At 40.3% G+C, this 15,608-nt stretch carries 14 protein-coding genes and 1 pseudogene; 10 read left to right on the forward strand and 5 right to left on the reverse strand.

Annotated features, from left to right (window positions below; all coding sequences use genetic code 11):
- Window positions 1-46 precede the first annotated feature (46 nt).
- From ACTHN6_RS09530 to feoB, 6 genes are all read left to right on the forward strand, one after another.
- Window positions 47-1,534 carry a hypothetical protein gene (locus ACTHN6_RS09530; protein ID WP_440435524.1) on the forward strand — a complete coding sequence of 496 codons (1,488 nt, stop codon included), beginning with the start codon at window positions 47-49 and terminating at the stop codon, window positions 1,532-1,534.
- A gap of 14 nt (window positions 1,535-1,548) precedes the next feature.
- Window positions 1,549-1,980, forward strand: a complete 432-nt coding sequence (locus tag ACTHN6_RS09535; RefSeq protein ID WP_440435525.1) for a hypothetical protein — start codon at window positions 1,549-1,551, stop codon at window positions 1,978-1,980.
- Window positions 1,981-2,126: 146 nt separating this feature from the next.
- A complete protein-coding gene (locus ACTHN6_RS09540) occupies window positions 2,127-2,558 on the forward strand; it encodes a hypothetical protein (protein WP_440435526.1) in 432 nt (143 codons plus the stop codon).
- Between the two features lie 85 nt (window positions 2,559-2,643).
- Complete coding sequence (locus ACTHN6_RS09545) at window positions 2,644-3,069, forward strand: hypothetical protein (RefSeq protein ID WP_440435527.1); 426 nt, start codon at window positions 2,644-2,646, stop codon at window positions 3,067-3,069.
- 60 nt (window positions 3,070-3,129) lie between these two features.
- Window positions 3,130-3,561, forward strand: a complete 432-nt coding sequence (locus ACTHN6_RS09550) for a hypothetical protein (protein ID WP_440435528.1) — start codon at window positions 3,130-3,132, stop codon at window positions 3,559-3,561.
- 114 nt (window positions 3,562-3,675) lie between these two features.
- Window positions 3,676-5,775: a ferrous iron transport protein B gene (gene feoB / locus ACTHN6_RS09555; RefSeq protein ID WP_440435529.1), complete on the forward strand. Its 2,100-nt coding sequence runs from the start codon at window positions 3,676-3,678 to the stop codon at window positions 5,773-5,775.
- A gap of 2 nt (window positions 5,776-5,777) precedes the next feature.
- Here feoB and ACTHN6_RS09560 read toward each other — a convergent pair whose 3' ends face one another.
- The 4 genes from ACTHN6_RS09560 to ACTHN6_RS09575 all read right to left on the reverse strand — a co-directional run bounded on the left by ACTHN6_RS09560 (window position 5,778) and on the right by ACTHN6_RS09575 (window position 10,171).
- Window positions 5,778-6,038 (reverse strand): hypothetical protein, encoded by a 261-nt coding sequence (locus tag ACTHN6_RS09560; RefSeq protein ID WP_440435530.1) that lies wholly within the window; start codon window positions 6,036-6,038, stop codon window positions 5,778-5,780.
- Window positions 6,039-6,122: 84 nt separating this feature from the next.
- Window positions 6,123-7,385, reverse strand: a complete 1,263-nt coding sequence (locus tag ACTHN6_RS09565) for an MFS transporter (protein WP_440435531.1) — start codon at window positions 7,383-7,385, stop codon at window positions 6,123-6,125.
- Window positions 7,386-7,476: 91 nt separating this feature from the next.
- Window positions 7,477-8,820 (reverse strand): sensor histidine kinase, encoded by a 1,344-nt coding sequence (locus ACTHN6_RS09570; RefSeq protein WP_440435532.1) that lies wholly within the window; start codon window positions 8,818-8,820, stop codon window positions 7,477-7,479.
- Window positions 8,810-10,171 carry a sigma-54-dependent transcriptional regulator gene (locus ACTHN6_RS09575; RefSeq protein WP_440435533.1) on the reverse strand — a complete coding sequence of 454 codons (1,362 nt, stop codon included), beginning with the start codon at window positions 10,169-10,171 and terminating at the stop codon, window positions 8,810-8,812. The genes ACTHN6_RS09570 and ACTHN6_RS09575 overlap by 11 nt, the downstream gene beginning before the upstream one ends.
- 267 nt (window positions 10,172-10,438) lie before the next feature.
- Between ACTHN6_RS09575 and ACTHN6_RS09580 the strand changes: the two genes are divergently transcribed.
- Complete coding sequence (locus tag ACTHN6_RS09580) at window positions 10,439-10,627, forward strand: hypothetical protein (RefSeq protein ID WP_090657897.1); 189 nt, start codon at window positions 10,439-10,441, stop codon at window positions 10,625-10,627.
- A 16-nt stretch (window positions 10,628-10,643) separates the two neighbouring features.
- Window positions 10,644-11,903, forward strand: coding sequence for an efflux RND transporter periplasmic adaptor subunit (locus tag ACTHN6_RS09585; protein WP_440435534.1), 1,260 nt, complete (start codon window positions 10,644-10,646; stop codon window positions 11,901-11,903).
- A gap of 96 nt (window positions 11,904-11,999) precedes the next feature.
- Here ACTHN6_RS09585 and ACTHN6_RS09590 read toward each other — a convergent pair.
- Window positions 12,000-12,346: pseudogene (locus ACTHN6_RS09590) on the reverse strand (four helix bundle protein).
- Between the two features lie 110 nt (window positions 12,347-12,456).
- Between ACTHN6_RS09590 and ACTHN6_RS09595 the strand changes: the two are divergent.
- Both ACTHN6_RS09595 and ACTHN6_RS09600 read left to right on the forward strand, forming a co-directional pair.
- On the forward strand, window positions 12,457-13,134 hold the full coding sequence (locus ACTHN6_RS09595) for an ABC transporter ATP-binding protein (RefSeq protein WP_440435535.1): 678 nt from the start codon (window positions 12,457-12,459) through the stop codon (window positions 13,132-13,134).
- 122 nt (window positions 13,135-13,256) lie between these two features.
- On the forward strand, window positions 13,257-15,608 hold the full coding sequence (locus ACTHN6_RS09600; protein ID WP_440435536.1) for an ABC transporter permease: 2,352 nt from the start codon (window positions 13,257-13,259) through the stop codon (window positions 15,606-15,608).

Raw genomic sequence — 15,608 nt, forward strand, 5'->3', positions numbered from 1 at the left:
TACTCTCTCATACCTTTAAATATATTTTCAAGCTTGTAACACCTTAATGATGAAACCCAGACTTAAACTCTTTTGCTCATTTATTATTATCACGCTTTTTATTGTTTATGCCTGTAACAAAAAAGATGGGCTGCCGGGCGAAGCAGATAAATATGCGGCCTATAAAGAATGGGTTCATGCCCATGCAGGCACGTACAGCAATGAAACGATCAGCATTAAAACAAATGACGGCAGTATTATTACCGGCAGCCTTAACTGGGACAAAGTGGATCAATTAGTGTTTGAAGGGAAAAATTACGTATATGTACCTTTCAACTTTCAGGTTGGGGGCAAATTATGCAATAATCTCCCTTATGACAGCGCTGCTAAAGCCCCGGAGGCGGCCTTTCGCCTCGTACTGCGGCAGAACGATGCCGGCACGTATGATGTGGCATTAAATACAAAGCTGTATGACATTTCTTTAGCCGTAAATGGAACACTGGAAAATTATTACAGCATAGATGGGAGCTGGATAAACAGTTGGTTTTATGAACAGGGTTACGGCGATGCTGAAAAGGTTTATAAGCGCATGGATAAAAGTAAGAAAGATGCAACTAATTTAATGGCGGAGCCTGTTGACTGTGAAGATATACCGGTAACAACGTATGAACAAGAATGCTGGGCCACGGGTGGGCCTAATAACGAAACCGCCTGTACTACTATAATTACAACCAGCTATTTCACCTATTGTTACGATTCAGGAGGAAGTGGTGGTACGGGTGGTGGTTCTACTGGTGGAGGAGGAGGGGGCAGTTACCCGCCGTCCGGCGGGGACGGAGGAAGCACACCAACGCCCCCGGCACAAGACCCTTGCGCAGCAGCAAAACCGGCCTCTCAAAATGCTACCGATATATCAAAAACGGACGGTTATAAAAGCGGGCTAAACAAGGTAAAGAACGCAGTTACCCAAGATGGAAATACACCTAAGGAGCATGGGGTAAGTTTAAACAAAAGCAGCAATGGTGATATTTCTTCCACTTCAGTTTCTAATGGCGGTGAAGGGAGTAATGACCAGCCAATAACTGCGGCCACGGTAGCCACCATACACAATCATCCTAATGGTTTGCCTCCTTCTGCGGGGGATGTTTATGGGTTGATTAGCGGGAATGGACAACACAAATCGTTTACCACAAAATATGTAACGTTACCTAATGGAAATATGTATGCTTTGGTAATTACGAACCCTCTTTGGGCTTCGAGATTTAAGGTAAAATATCCTGCTGAGCAGACTGGTAATAATCCGCCGGATTTTCCAGGTGATTTATTTTATGAGTATAATTACTGTTATTCATATTTTAATCAAACACTTAGTCAAAGCCAGGAAGATGCCAATGTATCAGCGCTTGCCTTTATTTTGGATAAATACAATGCAGGTGTTGCATTGCTAAAGTATGAGGATGGTAGTTTTAACAAATTGGGAACTATTCAAATAAACGGTTCTGATGCCGATGCAACTTACGGTAAAATTAACTGCCCGCCGGTGGAAGGTTATTAATTAAATTAAATAATATGAAAATTCTGTTCAAAATCCTTTTGCTAGTTTTTATACTTATTACAGCTACATCCTGCAGAGCGCAATTAGTGCAAACAGTCATGGATGCAAAAAAACTTGAAATAAATAAAGATAAATTTATAGGAAAACCCTTAAGTAGTTTATTAAAACAAATTAAGCCTCAGATAAAAAGTGTGTTGGTAATTCCAGGCTCTTCAGAACGGCTCAGTACTATCTGTTTTTATTTTTTACCACATAGCGATATTCATAAATTCAAGGAGGAAACTGGCAAAAACCCTGTAGAGATTTGGATCAGGCTAAAAGAATACGATTTTAAGTGGGATCCCTCAACCCGGCCCCAGGACCAACGATATGATTGGACTAAAGAAGATGAAAAGGAATTTGGAAAACTGACAGTAGCAGATGTTAAAGTGAGGTATGCAGATTAAACAGTGATTGTTTCTTTTTGAAATAGCATGTTGCAAGCTGCCTGCCCTGCATTTTAATCGAATAGCGGTTTTATCCTTGGTTTAGATTAAGGTAAACAGTACAGATTGAGTATGAGATAATTCTTTAGCTTGTTTTATTTTCAGTTATGAAAGTTCCATTCAAAACCCTTTTAACATTTTTCGTATTAATTACAGCTACATCCTGTAAAGCACAGTTAGTACAAACAGTTGCTGATGCAAAGAAACTTGAGATCGAGAAAGATAAATTTATAGGTAAACCTTTAAAAGAATTGTTAGCACAAATAAAGCCGCCTGTCAAAAGAATAGCGGCAATACCCGGCGGAACAACGAGTGCAAGTCATATTTTTCTCTACTTTTTAACTGACAGCAGCTATCACCAATATATTGACCAAACCGGGAAGACACCCACCAGAATAGACGTTCAGGTTGCGGAAGGCAATTTTGAATGGAATCCAGTTACAAAGGCAAAGGGACATCAATATGATTGGACAAAAGAAGATGAAAAAAAATATGGCAATCTTACAGTAGTAAACATACGGGTAACAGGATCAAATTAAAAAAAGATTCCTGGTTAACACATTCACTTAGGAATAATGACGCTTTCTGCATCTTAAACAGACCAGGCGGTTTTATTTTAAGCACATGAAAATCCTATCCAAGATTTCTTTAATCTTTTTTCTGATTATTACAGGAATATCCTGCAAAGCACAATTAGTACAAACGACTAATGATGTAAAAAAATTAATTGAAAACAAAACTGTTTTTATTGGAAAACCGCTAAAGGTTCTTCTAAAAGAGGTCAAGCCAGAAATAAAAATGGCGATAGGTATGCCGGGAGGAGGAACATCTCCAAATTATTTTAGATTCTTATTTGTAAACTATAAGTCTTACCTGACATACAAAAATGAAAATAAAACCCCACTGACAGTAAAAGTTTTTTTAAAAGAGCCTTTTTCCTTAAAAAATGAAACCAGTTCAAGCGATTTAAAGTACCATTGGACTGATGCAGATATAAAAAAGTATGGCGATTTAACAGTTGTAGGAATTGATATTTATGGTGAAAATTAAAATACTTTGGTAAAAAGTGCCTGTTCTGCATCTTAGAACAGGCACTTTTATTTTTAGTACATGAAAATTTTATTCAAAACCTTCTTATTTCTTTTTGTATCCCTAACTGCTTTCTCATGTAAAGCTCAATTAGTGCAAACAGTAGATGATGTTAAAAAACTCGAGGTAAATAAAGATAGATTTATAGGTAAGCCATTAAGTAGTTTATTTAAAGAAATAAAACCTGAAATAAAAAGAGTAAGGTTTGTACCGGGTCCTCAGGGTGGGCTTGGTACTTTATATCTTTCTTTTTTGCCAGACAGCTCTTTCCGCAAATCGTCGGAAAAAAATGGGAAAAGTCCTGTTGAAATACGTATGAGAGTAGATCAACATGGTATTAATTGGGATCCTTCCACCCGGCCCCAGGGCCATCGCTTTGATTTTACGAAAGAAGATGAAGAAACATTTGGGAAAATGACCCTGGTTCAAATTAAGATAAACAACGCAGATTGAATAACTGAAAACAGATTGCCAAAACTCCCTATCTCGTAATTAATTGTTGGCCGAAGCCGTTATTTTTGCGCCCAAAATTGAATAGTACTGGCGCGTAATAATGTTAATATAGCTTTGGTTGGTAACCCTAACAGTGGTAAGTCCTCCTTATTTAATGCATTAACCGGCCTTAATCAGAAAGTAGGCAATTTTCCCGGTGTTACTGTCGATAAAAAAACAGGCATATCTAATTTAGATGAAAATGCTTCCGCTACTATTATTGACCTGCCCGGCACTTACAGCCTCTACCCGCGCCGCGACGATGAATGGGTAGCTTACAAGGTACTGCTGCATGCTGATGAAAAAATACATCCGGAAATCGTTTTACTCGTTGCCGATGCCAGTAACCTTAAACGCAACCTGCTTTTCTGCAGCCAGGTGATCGATTTAAAATACCCCGTCGTCATTGCGCTTACCATGATGGACCTGGCCCGCAAAAAAGGGATTGAAATTGATGTGGCGGGCCTTTCAACAGAACTAGGTGTGCCGGTTATTGCTGTAAACCCAAGAAAAAATAAAGGCATTGGCGAGTTGAAAAAAGTGCTGGCGCAAACAGCAAAGCTTCGCCAGCAGCCAAATAAAAGGGATTTTATAGATAACCTGGCCCTGGCGCCTGCCGCTATTGAAAAAGTGAAGCAGACTTTGCCGGGCATCAGCAATTATGAAGGCATTCATTACCTCATTAACCATGAAAATTTCGGCTTGCCCGATACCGTGAACGAAGTGATTGAGCAGGCAGAAATTGATAATAACTTTAATCCATCCAAAACCCAGGCAGAAGAAATCCTGCAGCGTTATACTCGTATTAAACAGGTAATGCAGCAAAACGTGGTAGAGCCCGATCCCCTGCAACGCAAATTATTTACCGAGCATCTTGATAATATTCTTTTAAACCGGGTGTGGGGTTATGTAATCCTGCTGGTGGTTTTATTTGTTTTATTTCAAAGTATATTCTCGCTGGCACAATACCCGATGGACTGGATCGATGGCGGTTTTGCGCAAGTGAGCGGCTGGCTTAGTAACACATTGCCTGCTGCGTGGTGGAGCGACCTGCTTATAAACGGGCTGGTGGCAGGGCTTAACGGCATACTTGTTTTTGTGCCGCAGATCATGATATTGTTCGGATTGATAACCATACTGGAAGATACGGGTTACATGGCCCGCATAAGTTTTCTGAGCGATAAACTCATGCGCAAAGTGGGCCTTAACGGCAAAAGCGTAATGCCCATGATCAGTGGTTTTGCCTGTGCTGTGCCGGCCATCATGAGCACAAGGAATATTGAAAACAAGAAAGAGCGGTTGCTCACCATACTGGTTACACCTTTAATAAGCTGCAGCGCCAGGCTGCCTGTTTATACTATTCTTATTGCGCTGGTAATTCCAAACACTTATTACCTGGGCTTTTTAAGCCTCCAGGGTTTGGTAATGATGGGGCTTTACCTTTTGGGAACAGTAATGGCTTTAGTGGTGAGCTATGTATTCAAGTTCATCATTAAAATGAAAGAGAAAAGCTATTTTATTTTAGAACTGCCTGTTTACCGTGCGCCCCGCTGGAAAAATGTAGGTATTACCATGGTGGAAAAGGCAAAAATATTTGTAAGCCAGGCCGGAAGGGTGATTCTTTTTATCAGCCTGATATTATGGTTTCTGAGCAGTTATGGCCCGCCTTCGCGCATGGATGCGGTGAATGAAAAATATACAGTTCAGTTGCAACAGCAAAATATAAGCGAAGATTCTGTTGCTGAAATTGAAAAGCAATATGCATCAGCAAAACTGCAGAATTCTTTTGCAGGCATCCTGGGCAAAACAATAGAACCCGTTATAGAACCCCTGGGTTACGACTGGAAAATCGGCATTGCATTAATAACATCCTTTGCTGCGCGGGAAGTTTTTGTTGGCACCATGGCAACCTTATACAGTGTTGAAGATAAAGATAACAACACCCGCACGTTGCAGGAGAAAATGGAGAGCGCTGTTCATGAAGATGGCCGTAAAGTTTATACGCTGCCCGCAGCTTTATCGTTAATGGTGTTTTATGTTTTTGCCATGCAGTGCATGAGTACACTGGCGATTGTAAAAAGAGAAACCCGTACCTGGAAATGGCCGGTTGTTCAGTTTGTGTATATGACGGGGCTTGCCTATTTAATGAGCCTTCTTGTTTATAACCTGTTTTAATTTCAGGGGTTTCTGAACAACGCAATCAATATTAAATCTACTATTAAAACAGTAACGATTATAATGCTAAGCCTGTTTTGCAATAGCTTGGCCTGCCTGCTTTTTTCACTTCTTGAATTATAAATATTGTGCTGGCCGAAGTAGAGCCATTTGTACAAACTTTTATTAGTCGTGCTTGAAGAAAACAGCACTGTTTTGAGAACGATTAAAATAAGCCCTATTGCAGTAACTGCATAAATGATGTACTGATAAATCATAGCCATTGAATTTTTTTGTTGCAATGGCAAGCAGGTAATTCAGGCAAATTACAAAAATTTACTTTGTATTAAACCTCCGGTATATCAAAATTAATATTCCATTTTTCTTAGTGTGGGTGCTTTAAACCAGGTCACAATAACTACGGCAATCGTCATACAGCCGCCAAATATTACAGAAGGCACAACGCCTAATAATTTAGCCATTAAACCGCTTTCAAACTGGCCAAATTCATTACTGGAATTAATGAACATGGAGTTTACGCTCATTACGCGGCCACGCATATTATCCGGTGTCTTTAACTGCATAATGGTGCCGCGTACAACAACACTTATTCCATCAAGCATGCCACTTATGAGCAGCGCAATAAAAGAAAGTAGAAATAATTTTGATAAAGCAAAGCATACGATGCATACGCCAAAACCAAAAACGGCGAAGAGTAACTTATAACCTTGTTTTCTACGCATGGGAAAAGCCGTGAGCAGTATTACGCTGCAAATGGAACCCATATCCGAAGCGCCGTTCAATATGCCAAAGCCTTCTGAACCAACCTTCAAAATGTCACGGGCAAAAACCGGTACCATAGCAACAGCGCCGCCAAAAAGCACAGCAAATAAATCAAGTGATAACGCTCCTAAAATTACTTTGGTTTTAAAAACAAAGTTCAAGCCTTCCTTTACGCTGTCCCATGTTTTCTTTTCAGTTTTTTTATTTATAGGAGGCTTGGGTTTTATGAAGAAAAGAATGGTAAATGCAATGATTATAAATGCTGCAATTACGCCGAATGTGCCGGTGTTGCCCAGCATAGCAATTAAAAAACCGCCCACGGCATGGCCGGTAACAGAAGCTGAGAGATAAGCGCCCTGGTTCCAGGTGGTGGCATTTTGCAAAACGTTTTTAGGAACCACCTGCGCCAGGATAACATTAAACACCGGCCCGGCAAATGAACGTACAATGCCGGTACCAAAAACAATTGTATAAATTAAAACAGCAATTGTATGGTTTGTAAAAAAACCGCCTGCATGCCTTGTTGAAAGCAATAATAAAATTACTACTGCCAAAAAGTATAATGCTATGCCGCGCAACAGCAATTTTCGCTTTTCACTCAGGTCGATAACGTGGCCCGCATACAAGGCCAGCGAAACAGCGGGCACTACTTCTGATAGCCCTATTAAACCAATAGCGAAAGGTGCGTTGGTTAAATTATAAATCCACCAGCCAAGTAATGTGGTGAGCATTCTTAAGGCCATTACAAAGGCAAACCTTCCCATTACAAGGTTTCTAAATTCGGGAATGCGTACAGCTATAAAAGCACCGGGAGATGTTTGTTGTTCGTCGGTTGTTATTAAGCTCATGCGAAATTCAATAAAGCCGCAACGGCTTTAAAGCAGGCAAAAGTATTTCAAAATTATAATAACCTGCGAGGTCCCGGGGCCTGAAAATTATTTAAAACTGCAGTATAAACGCAGTGCCTTCATCCTTTACACTGTTTACATGAATATTGCCTTTGTGCAGCATCATTATTTGTTTGCATAAACTTAAACCAATGCCGCTGCCGCTTTTTTTGGTGCTGAAGAAAGGAATGAAAATCTTGTCCAGCACTTCGTCTTCAATGCCGCTGCCGTTATCAATAACTTTTATGGCAACGCGGTTATGATCGCCGCGGGTTGCCGTGAGAATAATTTTAGGTTCGGGCGTTTCCTTTACGGCTTCCATGGCATTCAGCAAAAGATTAATAAGCACCTGTTCAATTAAATTAATATCTGCTTCCACCTGCAGCTCCGGGTCTTTTAAAATCACTTCAAGTTCTATATTTTTTTGCTGCAGGGTTGGCTGCATTAAACGATGCTGTGTTTTAAATAAATCCTTCACATAAAACTTCTGTAAATTGGGCGCTGTTATCATGTTAAGGTTGCGATAGGTTTGCGCAAACTTTAATAAGCCCTCGCTCCTGCGCTTAATGGTTTCCATGCCAAGCGAAAGATCTTCCAGCGTTCCGGTTTCATCATCTACTAATTCACTTGAATGCTGCAGCCTGTTTTTTAATGTATCGGCCAAAGATGATATTGGCGCCACAGAGTTCATTATTTCATGCGTCATTACACGCAATAATTTTTGCCATGCCTTGCTTTCGGTTTCATCCAATGCCTCATTCACATTTTGAAAAGCTATCAGCTTATACCTTTTATTATTGGTTTGAAATGCTGTTGCCGAAACAAGTATCTTAAGTACATTCCTGTCAATGTGAATATCTGTAATAGCACTATCGCCGGGTTTAAGGTCCACCACCTGGGCACACAAAACTGCATCGCGTTTATCTAAAGATTGTATGGTTTTGAGATAAGGAATTTTCAACAACTTTTTCAGCGATTCATTCATCCACATCACGTTACCTGTTTCTATTTCATAAGAGAGAATGCCTGTATCCACAAGTTCCAGTATCTTTTGTAGATATTGGTATTGCGTTTCCCGCTCATGGCTGATGAGCTTGAATGCGGAATTAATATCATTAAAACCCTGTCGCAGGTTCTGCACTTCAGCAGGTGCATGCTTTACATCAAAATGCCTTGAAAAATCCCTGTACTGAACGCCCTCCACAAACTGCTGTACTTCAATCTGCGATTTTTTCAAGAATTCATACAACCCATAAGATACGTAAGCTGCACCCAGCAGCACAATAAAGCCAAACAAAAATTGTGACTGCAACAGCAGGTAACAGGCTGCAAATATGAATGCTGAAAGCAGCGAAATGCGGATGATTAACCTTAATCCCGGTCTGTTATATATCATATTTACTTAGCCTCCTGTATAATGCTGTTCTTGTTAAACCCAATTCTTTGGCTGCTTTGGTAATATTGCCATTATGTTTTTCAATAACGTGCAGAATAGTATTTTTTTCGATCGTGCTTAATTTATTATCGTCATGTTCCGGTGTTTGCGTTATGGCGCTTTCAATGGGTGAGAAAAGTAAATCCTTTTCGGTTAGCACTTCGCCATCACTCATAATTATAGCACGTTCCATGGTATATTGAAGTTCCCGCACATTGCCCGGAAAAGGATATTTCATTAGTTTTTCAAGCGCCGACTTATCTAATTCAATTGCGGCTTTCCTGTATTTGGCTGCATATTGTTTGGCAAAATGTTTGGCCAGTAAAATAATATCTTCTTTACGCTGCCGCAAAGGCGGCAGCGTTATTTCAACCGTATTAATGCGATAGATCAAATCTTTCCTGAAACGGTTTTCATTTGCCAGTTCCTGCAGCGGAACGTTGGTGGCACACACCAACCGTATGTCAACTGGAATTGGCTGGTTCGTTCCCAGGCGGGTAACCTGCCTGTTTTGTATAACGGTGAGCAGCTTTGCCTGCTGCTGTAAAGTTATATTGCCTATTTCATCCAGGAATAATGTGCCGCCGTTGGCTGCTTCAATACGGCCAACACGGTCTTCCCGCGCATCTGTAAAAGCGCCTTTTTTATGGCCGAATAATTCACTTTCAAACAAGGTTTCGGTTAAGGCGCCCACATCCACTTTTATAAATGGCTGTTTGGCTCTTAACGATTTTTGATGAATGGCTTTTGCCGTTAAATCTTTACCGGTACCGTTCTCTCCCAGAATTAAAATATTGGCATCGGTGGGTGCTATTTTTTCAATCTTGAAAAAAATATTCTTCATGGCCTCGCTTTCAGCGAGCAGTTCTGTGCCAATTAAACTTTCTGCGCCTTCTTTATGAGCGGCTTCACCCGCGGCGCGTTTGGTTTTTTTAATGATGTCTGAAATGTTTGATATCAGCTTTTCATTATGCCAGGGTTTCAAAATAAAATCTGAGGCGCCTTCCTTTAACGAACGAACCGCAAGGTCTATATCGCCGTAAGCTGTTATCATTATAACGGAAACGTCCTTGTTCAGTTCTTTAATCCTTTTGAGCCAATAAATGCCTTCGTTGCCGGTGTTGATGGATGACTTAAAATTCATGTCGAGCAATACGAGGTCGAAAGTGTTTTCTCTTAAAAGGGCCGGAAGGTTTTCAGGATTCTTTTCTGTTACCACCTTTTTCACTTCTGTTTTTAATAATAGCCTCACCGCAATTAAAACGTCCGGATCATCGTCAATTACAAGTATAGATGTATTTTTCAAGCTCATTTTCCTGGTGCAATTTTTAAATTAATTAAAGTAGGACTGTACAATTTATTTACTGCGGCATTTAAAACATTTGGCATACCACAACGCTAAAATATTGGTTTTTAACTACTGACTGGTTTTTAGCGCTTTTTACCTGTATCAAAACCGGACAGTTTTTGTGTCACAAGCGAACAACAGCGTTAAGACAGTTTGGTATAAGGTATTGTTTTTCAACGGGATTTTAAAATTGGCACTTCGCTTTCTTTGCTATTGGCACAAAGATTTTTTATGCAACCGAAAAAAGAAAATTATTGGTTTATGTTCAGGTGGCTGTTGTTGCTGAATGTGGTTTTAATAACTGCCATTGTGCTGGCGCACCCGGCTAAAAATAATACCGTGAAAAACGATGAGCCTTGTTGCAATTCAAAAAAAATAAAGGCTGAAGTGCTTAATGCAATAACCGTAAGATTAATGTAATAAAACAAATTTTAAAGTGGACAGAGTTATACAAAAGAAAAGATGGACAACTAAGAGAATTCTCACTATTGCGGGAATTGCAGCTATTGTGCTATTAATTGCAGGCAGCATTTATTTTACCAGCGGTGGTAATAAATTAAATGTTGATACGGAACGCATTACCATAAGCGAGGTAACCAAAGGCAAGTTCCAGGAAAATATTCCGGTTAATGGCGTGGTGCTGCCGCAAACAACTATTTATCTCGATGCGGTTGAAGGCGGCCGCGTGGAAGAAAAATATGTGGATGATGGCGCCATGATGAAAAAAGGCGAGCCTATTCTGCGTTTATCCAACACCGATTTGATGATGAACATGATGACCCAGCAAAACCAGGTGTATAATACGTTAACCCAAATGCAGATTAACAATAATGCAGCCTTGCAGAATACGGTAAGCAAGCAAACGGCTATGGCAGATGTGGAAAGCCAGTTTAAGGAAGCCGAACGCATTTATAACCTGAACAAAGACCTCTACGCTAAAAAGGCAATTGGTTCACAGGATTTTAAAAAGGCAGAAAACGACTATAATTATTATTTGCAAAAAAAGAAGCTTACTGAACAAATTCTGCAGCAGGATTCTGCTTCCAGGGAGCAGCAGGCAAAACAAGACAGGCAATCTTACAAAGGTTCTCAGGAAGCCCTGGAAATAATGCAAAAAAAGGTGGGCGATTTAATTGTGCGTGCCCCGGTTGATGGCCAGCTAACATCTTTAGATGCAGAAGTGGGCCAGAATAAAAACAAAGGTGAACGTTTAGGCCAAATTGATGTAATGGGTGGTTACAAAGTACGTGTGGATGTAGACGAACATTATATCTCGAGGATTTATACCGGCCTGCGCGGCACCTTCACTTTTGCCGACAGCAATTATGTGCTCGAAATAAAAAAAGTTTATACACAGGTAACGAATGGCCGCTTCCAGGTAGATATGGAATTCGTGGGCAAAGTGCCAAAAGGCATCCGCCGCGGGCAAACGCTGCAGATATTACTGGCATTGAGCGATGAACGTACAGCCATACTGTTACCACAGGGTGGTTTCTACCAGCAAACCGGCGGTAACTGGATATTTAAAGTGAGTGCAGATGGCAGCAGGGCTTACCGCGTAGACATTCAGCTTGGCAATAAAAACACAGATTATTATGAAGTACTAAGCGGTTTGCAGCCCGGCGATAAAGTGGTTACATCAAGCTATGAGAACTATGGCACGGATATGCAGGAGCTGGTGCTGAAAGGCAAGTAACTATCAGCCATCAGAAATCGGCTATCAGAGGAGCAACTCCTTAATTGATTTTTTTTTCTGATAGCTGATGGCTGACATCTGATAGCCGGTAACCCGTTACAGCTTGTCGTGATAAGAATAAATCATCTTTCTTATTTCAATGATTTCTGTAACAAGTTCTTTGAACAAACGTTCATCAATAAAACTTAAATCTTTACTTAAGATTAATTGATAGTGGACCTCTGAAGAGGAACCTGCTGCTATAGTTAAAACCTTTTTAATTCGGCTACAGATTCCCTGCCGCAACCTTCAGCAATATTTGTAGGAACGGACGATGCGGAACGCTTCATTTGGGGTACTAATCCAAATAATTCATCTTTTGGAAAAGACTGGGTTAACTTATAAATTTTAATTGTAAATGCATGACTTTTTTGCCAGAAATTAAGCGATTCAAAATTTCGCATAAACAGATAGTTTAAAAGGTTAAAAAAATTAATTAAAAATAAATATTATTAAAGTCTTCTTAGGCTGATTTCTGATAGCTGAAAGCTGACAACTTCTAAAACAACCAAACATGATAAAGATTTCAGAACTCGAAAAAGTTTACCGCACCGAAGAAGTAGAAACCGTTGCGCTGAATAAATTATCCTTCGAAGTAAAGGATGGAGAATTTGTTGCCGTAATGGGCCCTTCCGGCTGCGGCAAATCTACACTGCTTAATATTCTTGGCCTGCTCGATGACCCTGATGCCGGGAGCTTTCTTTTTAATAATATTGAAGTAGCGCATTTCAACGAACGCAAACGTGCCGACCTGCGCAAGCATAACATAGGTTTCGTATTTCAGAGCTTTAATTTGATTGATGAATTAACGGTATTTGAAAATGTGGAGCTGCCATTGATTTACACAGGCGTTAAAACCGCTGAAAGAAAAAAACGGGTAGAAGAAGTATTGGATAAAGTGCAGATCATGCATCGCCGCAATCACTACCCGCAGCAGTTATCAGGCGGTCAGCAACAGCGTGTGGCCGTAGCAAGAGCCGTTGTAAATCATCCTAAATTAATTCTTGCGGATGAGCCCACCGGTAACCTCGATTCAAATAATGGTAATGAAGTAATGCAGCTGCTTACAGAATTAAATGAACAGGGCACAACCATCGTAATGGTTACACACAGCGAACACGATGCACGTTACAGTCACCGCATCATCCGCATGCTGGATGGACAAACGGTTACAGAGAATATATTGATATAAAAGCCCATCCAAACCTTCCCTTTGGGAAGGCTTTGCAAGCCACAGAGTATCTAACAAGGTTAAATTATTCACGTTCTAAAAAGTCCGCTCTTTTGGAGCGGATTTAGGAAAGGCTGGCTGTCATGTTTAACAATTATCTTAAAATAGCCTGGCGCAATTTACGGCGCAGTAAAGGCTTTACGGTTATTAACATCCTTGGGCTTACCATTGGTATTACCTGTACTATACTAATTTTATTGTGGGTGCAGGATGAACTTACGTATGATAAGTTTCAAAAAAACTATGATAATATTTACCAGGTTATTGCCAACCGCGATTTTAACAACCAGGTTTTTACAGACAGGAGTATGGCGTTGCCGCTTGCCGATGCACTTGAAAAAGACCTGCCGCAGATAAAACATGCAGTAGTTACAACATACCCCCAACAAAACCTGCTTGCTTATAATAATAATAAAATAAAAAAAGAGGGCTACTACGTAAGCGATCATTTCTTTGATATTTTTTCCTGGCAGTTTGTAAAAGGCAATGCTGCAACAGCCTTAAAAGACCCTAACTCCATTATACTTACCGAAGATGCTGCCAAAGCATTTTTTGGTGATGCGGACCCTATTAACAAAGTACTGACAATTGACAATAAACAATCGGTTAAGGTGGCTGCAATAGTTAAACAGGCGCCCGCCAATTCTACTTTCGCGTTCGACTGGATAATGCCTTTCAACTATAACGATCCGGGTACAAAAGCTTCTATGAATGAATGGATAAATTCTTCATGGAATGTGTTTATACAGGCAATGCCGAATGCCGATACCGCCCGTTTAAACAAAGACATTACCAGGATTAAAAGGTCGCATGGCAATGATAAAATCAGCAGCTATTTTGTTTTTCCCATGAGCCGCTGGCATTTGTACAGCGATTTTGAAAACGGCAAAAACACCGGCGGCATGATTGAATACGTGCGGCTGTTTTCTATTATTGCGGTTATTATCCTGCTGATTGCCTGCATTAATTTTATGAACCTTTCTACCGCAAGAAGCGAAAAGCGGGCAAAAGAAGTTGGCATAAGAAAAACGCTGGGTTCAAACAAAAAACAATTAATCTTCCAGTTTTACTGTGAGTCATTTATTATAACCCTGATTGCTTTTGTTCTTGCACTTATTGCAGTTGTCTTATTACTACCATCATTCAACGTGATGATTGATAAACATCTTTCTTTAAATATCATACAGCCTGCATTCTGGATAATGGCCTTCAGCATTATTTTGTTTACTGCTTTTATTGCCGGCAGTTATCCCGCATTATATCTTTCTTCCTTCAATCCGGTAAAGGTTTTAAAAGGCACCGTCATTTCCGGCAAAAAAACAATTTTGCCAAGGCATATACTTGTTGTTTCGCAGTTTGTAATCTCTATATTACTTATATCTGCTACTATTATTGTTTACCAGCAGATACAACATACAAAAGACCGTGATATGGGTTATAATCCCAACGGACTTGTAATGATTTCTTCCACACCTGATGTTGACAAAAACTTTGCTGTTATAAAACAGCAGTTACTTGCATCCGGTATTATAACGGGCGTTACAAGAACATCATCGCCGATCACTGAAGTTTGGTGGAATACAGGAGCGCCGGATTATGATGGAAAACCTGCGAATGCCAATATTATTATGGGCGGCCTGGCAACCGATGTGGATTTTGCCAAAACAATGAACGTAAAGCTGTTGCAGGGGCACGATTTTACAGGAACGCCGGCCGACTCAACCTCGATGATATTGAACAAAGCGGCAGTAGAAGCAATGAAGCTGAAGAACCCGGTTGGCATGCAAATGCGTTATGGTAAAACCTATACGGTAATTGGTGTAACAGATAACGTAATTATGACATCGCCGTTTGAACCGGCGTTCCCGATGCTGACGGTTTATGATGGAAGCAGTTCCGGCATGGTTACAATGCGTATAAAAAGCGGCGTGCCTGCACAAAAAGCGATAGCCTTATTGGAAACAGTGTTTAAAAAAAATAATCCTTCGGTGCCGTTTGAATACCAGTTTGTGGACCAGGAGTTTCAAAAGAAATTTATAACGGAAGAATTAATTGGGAAGCTCTCTAATATTTTTTCCGTGCTGGCCATTTTTATTTGCTGTCTTGGGCTTGCAGGGCTGGCGTCATTTACCATAGAAAAACGTTTTCGCGAAATAGGCGTGCGCAAAGTGCTGGGCGCAAGCCTTCAGCAATTGCTGGTGCTTATTTCAAAAGAATTTTTAAAGCTTGTTGTAATTGCTTTTGTAATTGCTGCACCTCTTACCTATTGGCTGATGAGCAACTGGCTGCATAATTATAATTATCGCATTACTATACACCTGTGGCTTTTTGCTATAGTTGGAATTGCCATGCTGGCATTAACCTTAATTGTGGTGAGCTTAAATACAATAAGGGCGGCGATGGCCAATCCTGTCAAGAGTTTGCGAACGGAATAA

It is taken from the genome of Parafilimonas sp. (assembly GCF_051953455.1).
Lineage (GTDB): Bacteria > Bacteroidota > Bacteroidia > Chitinophagales > Chitinophagaceae > Parafilimonas.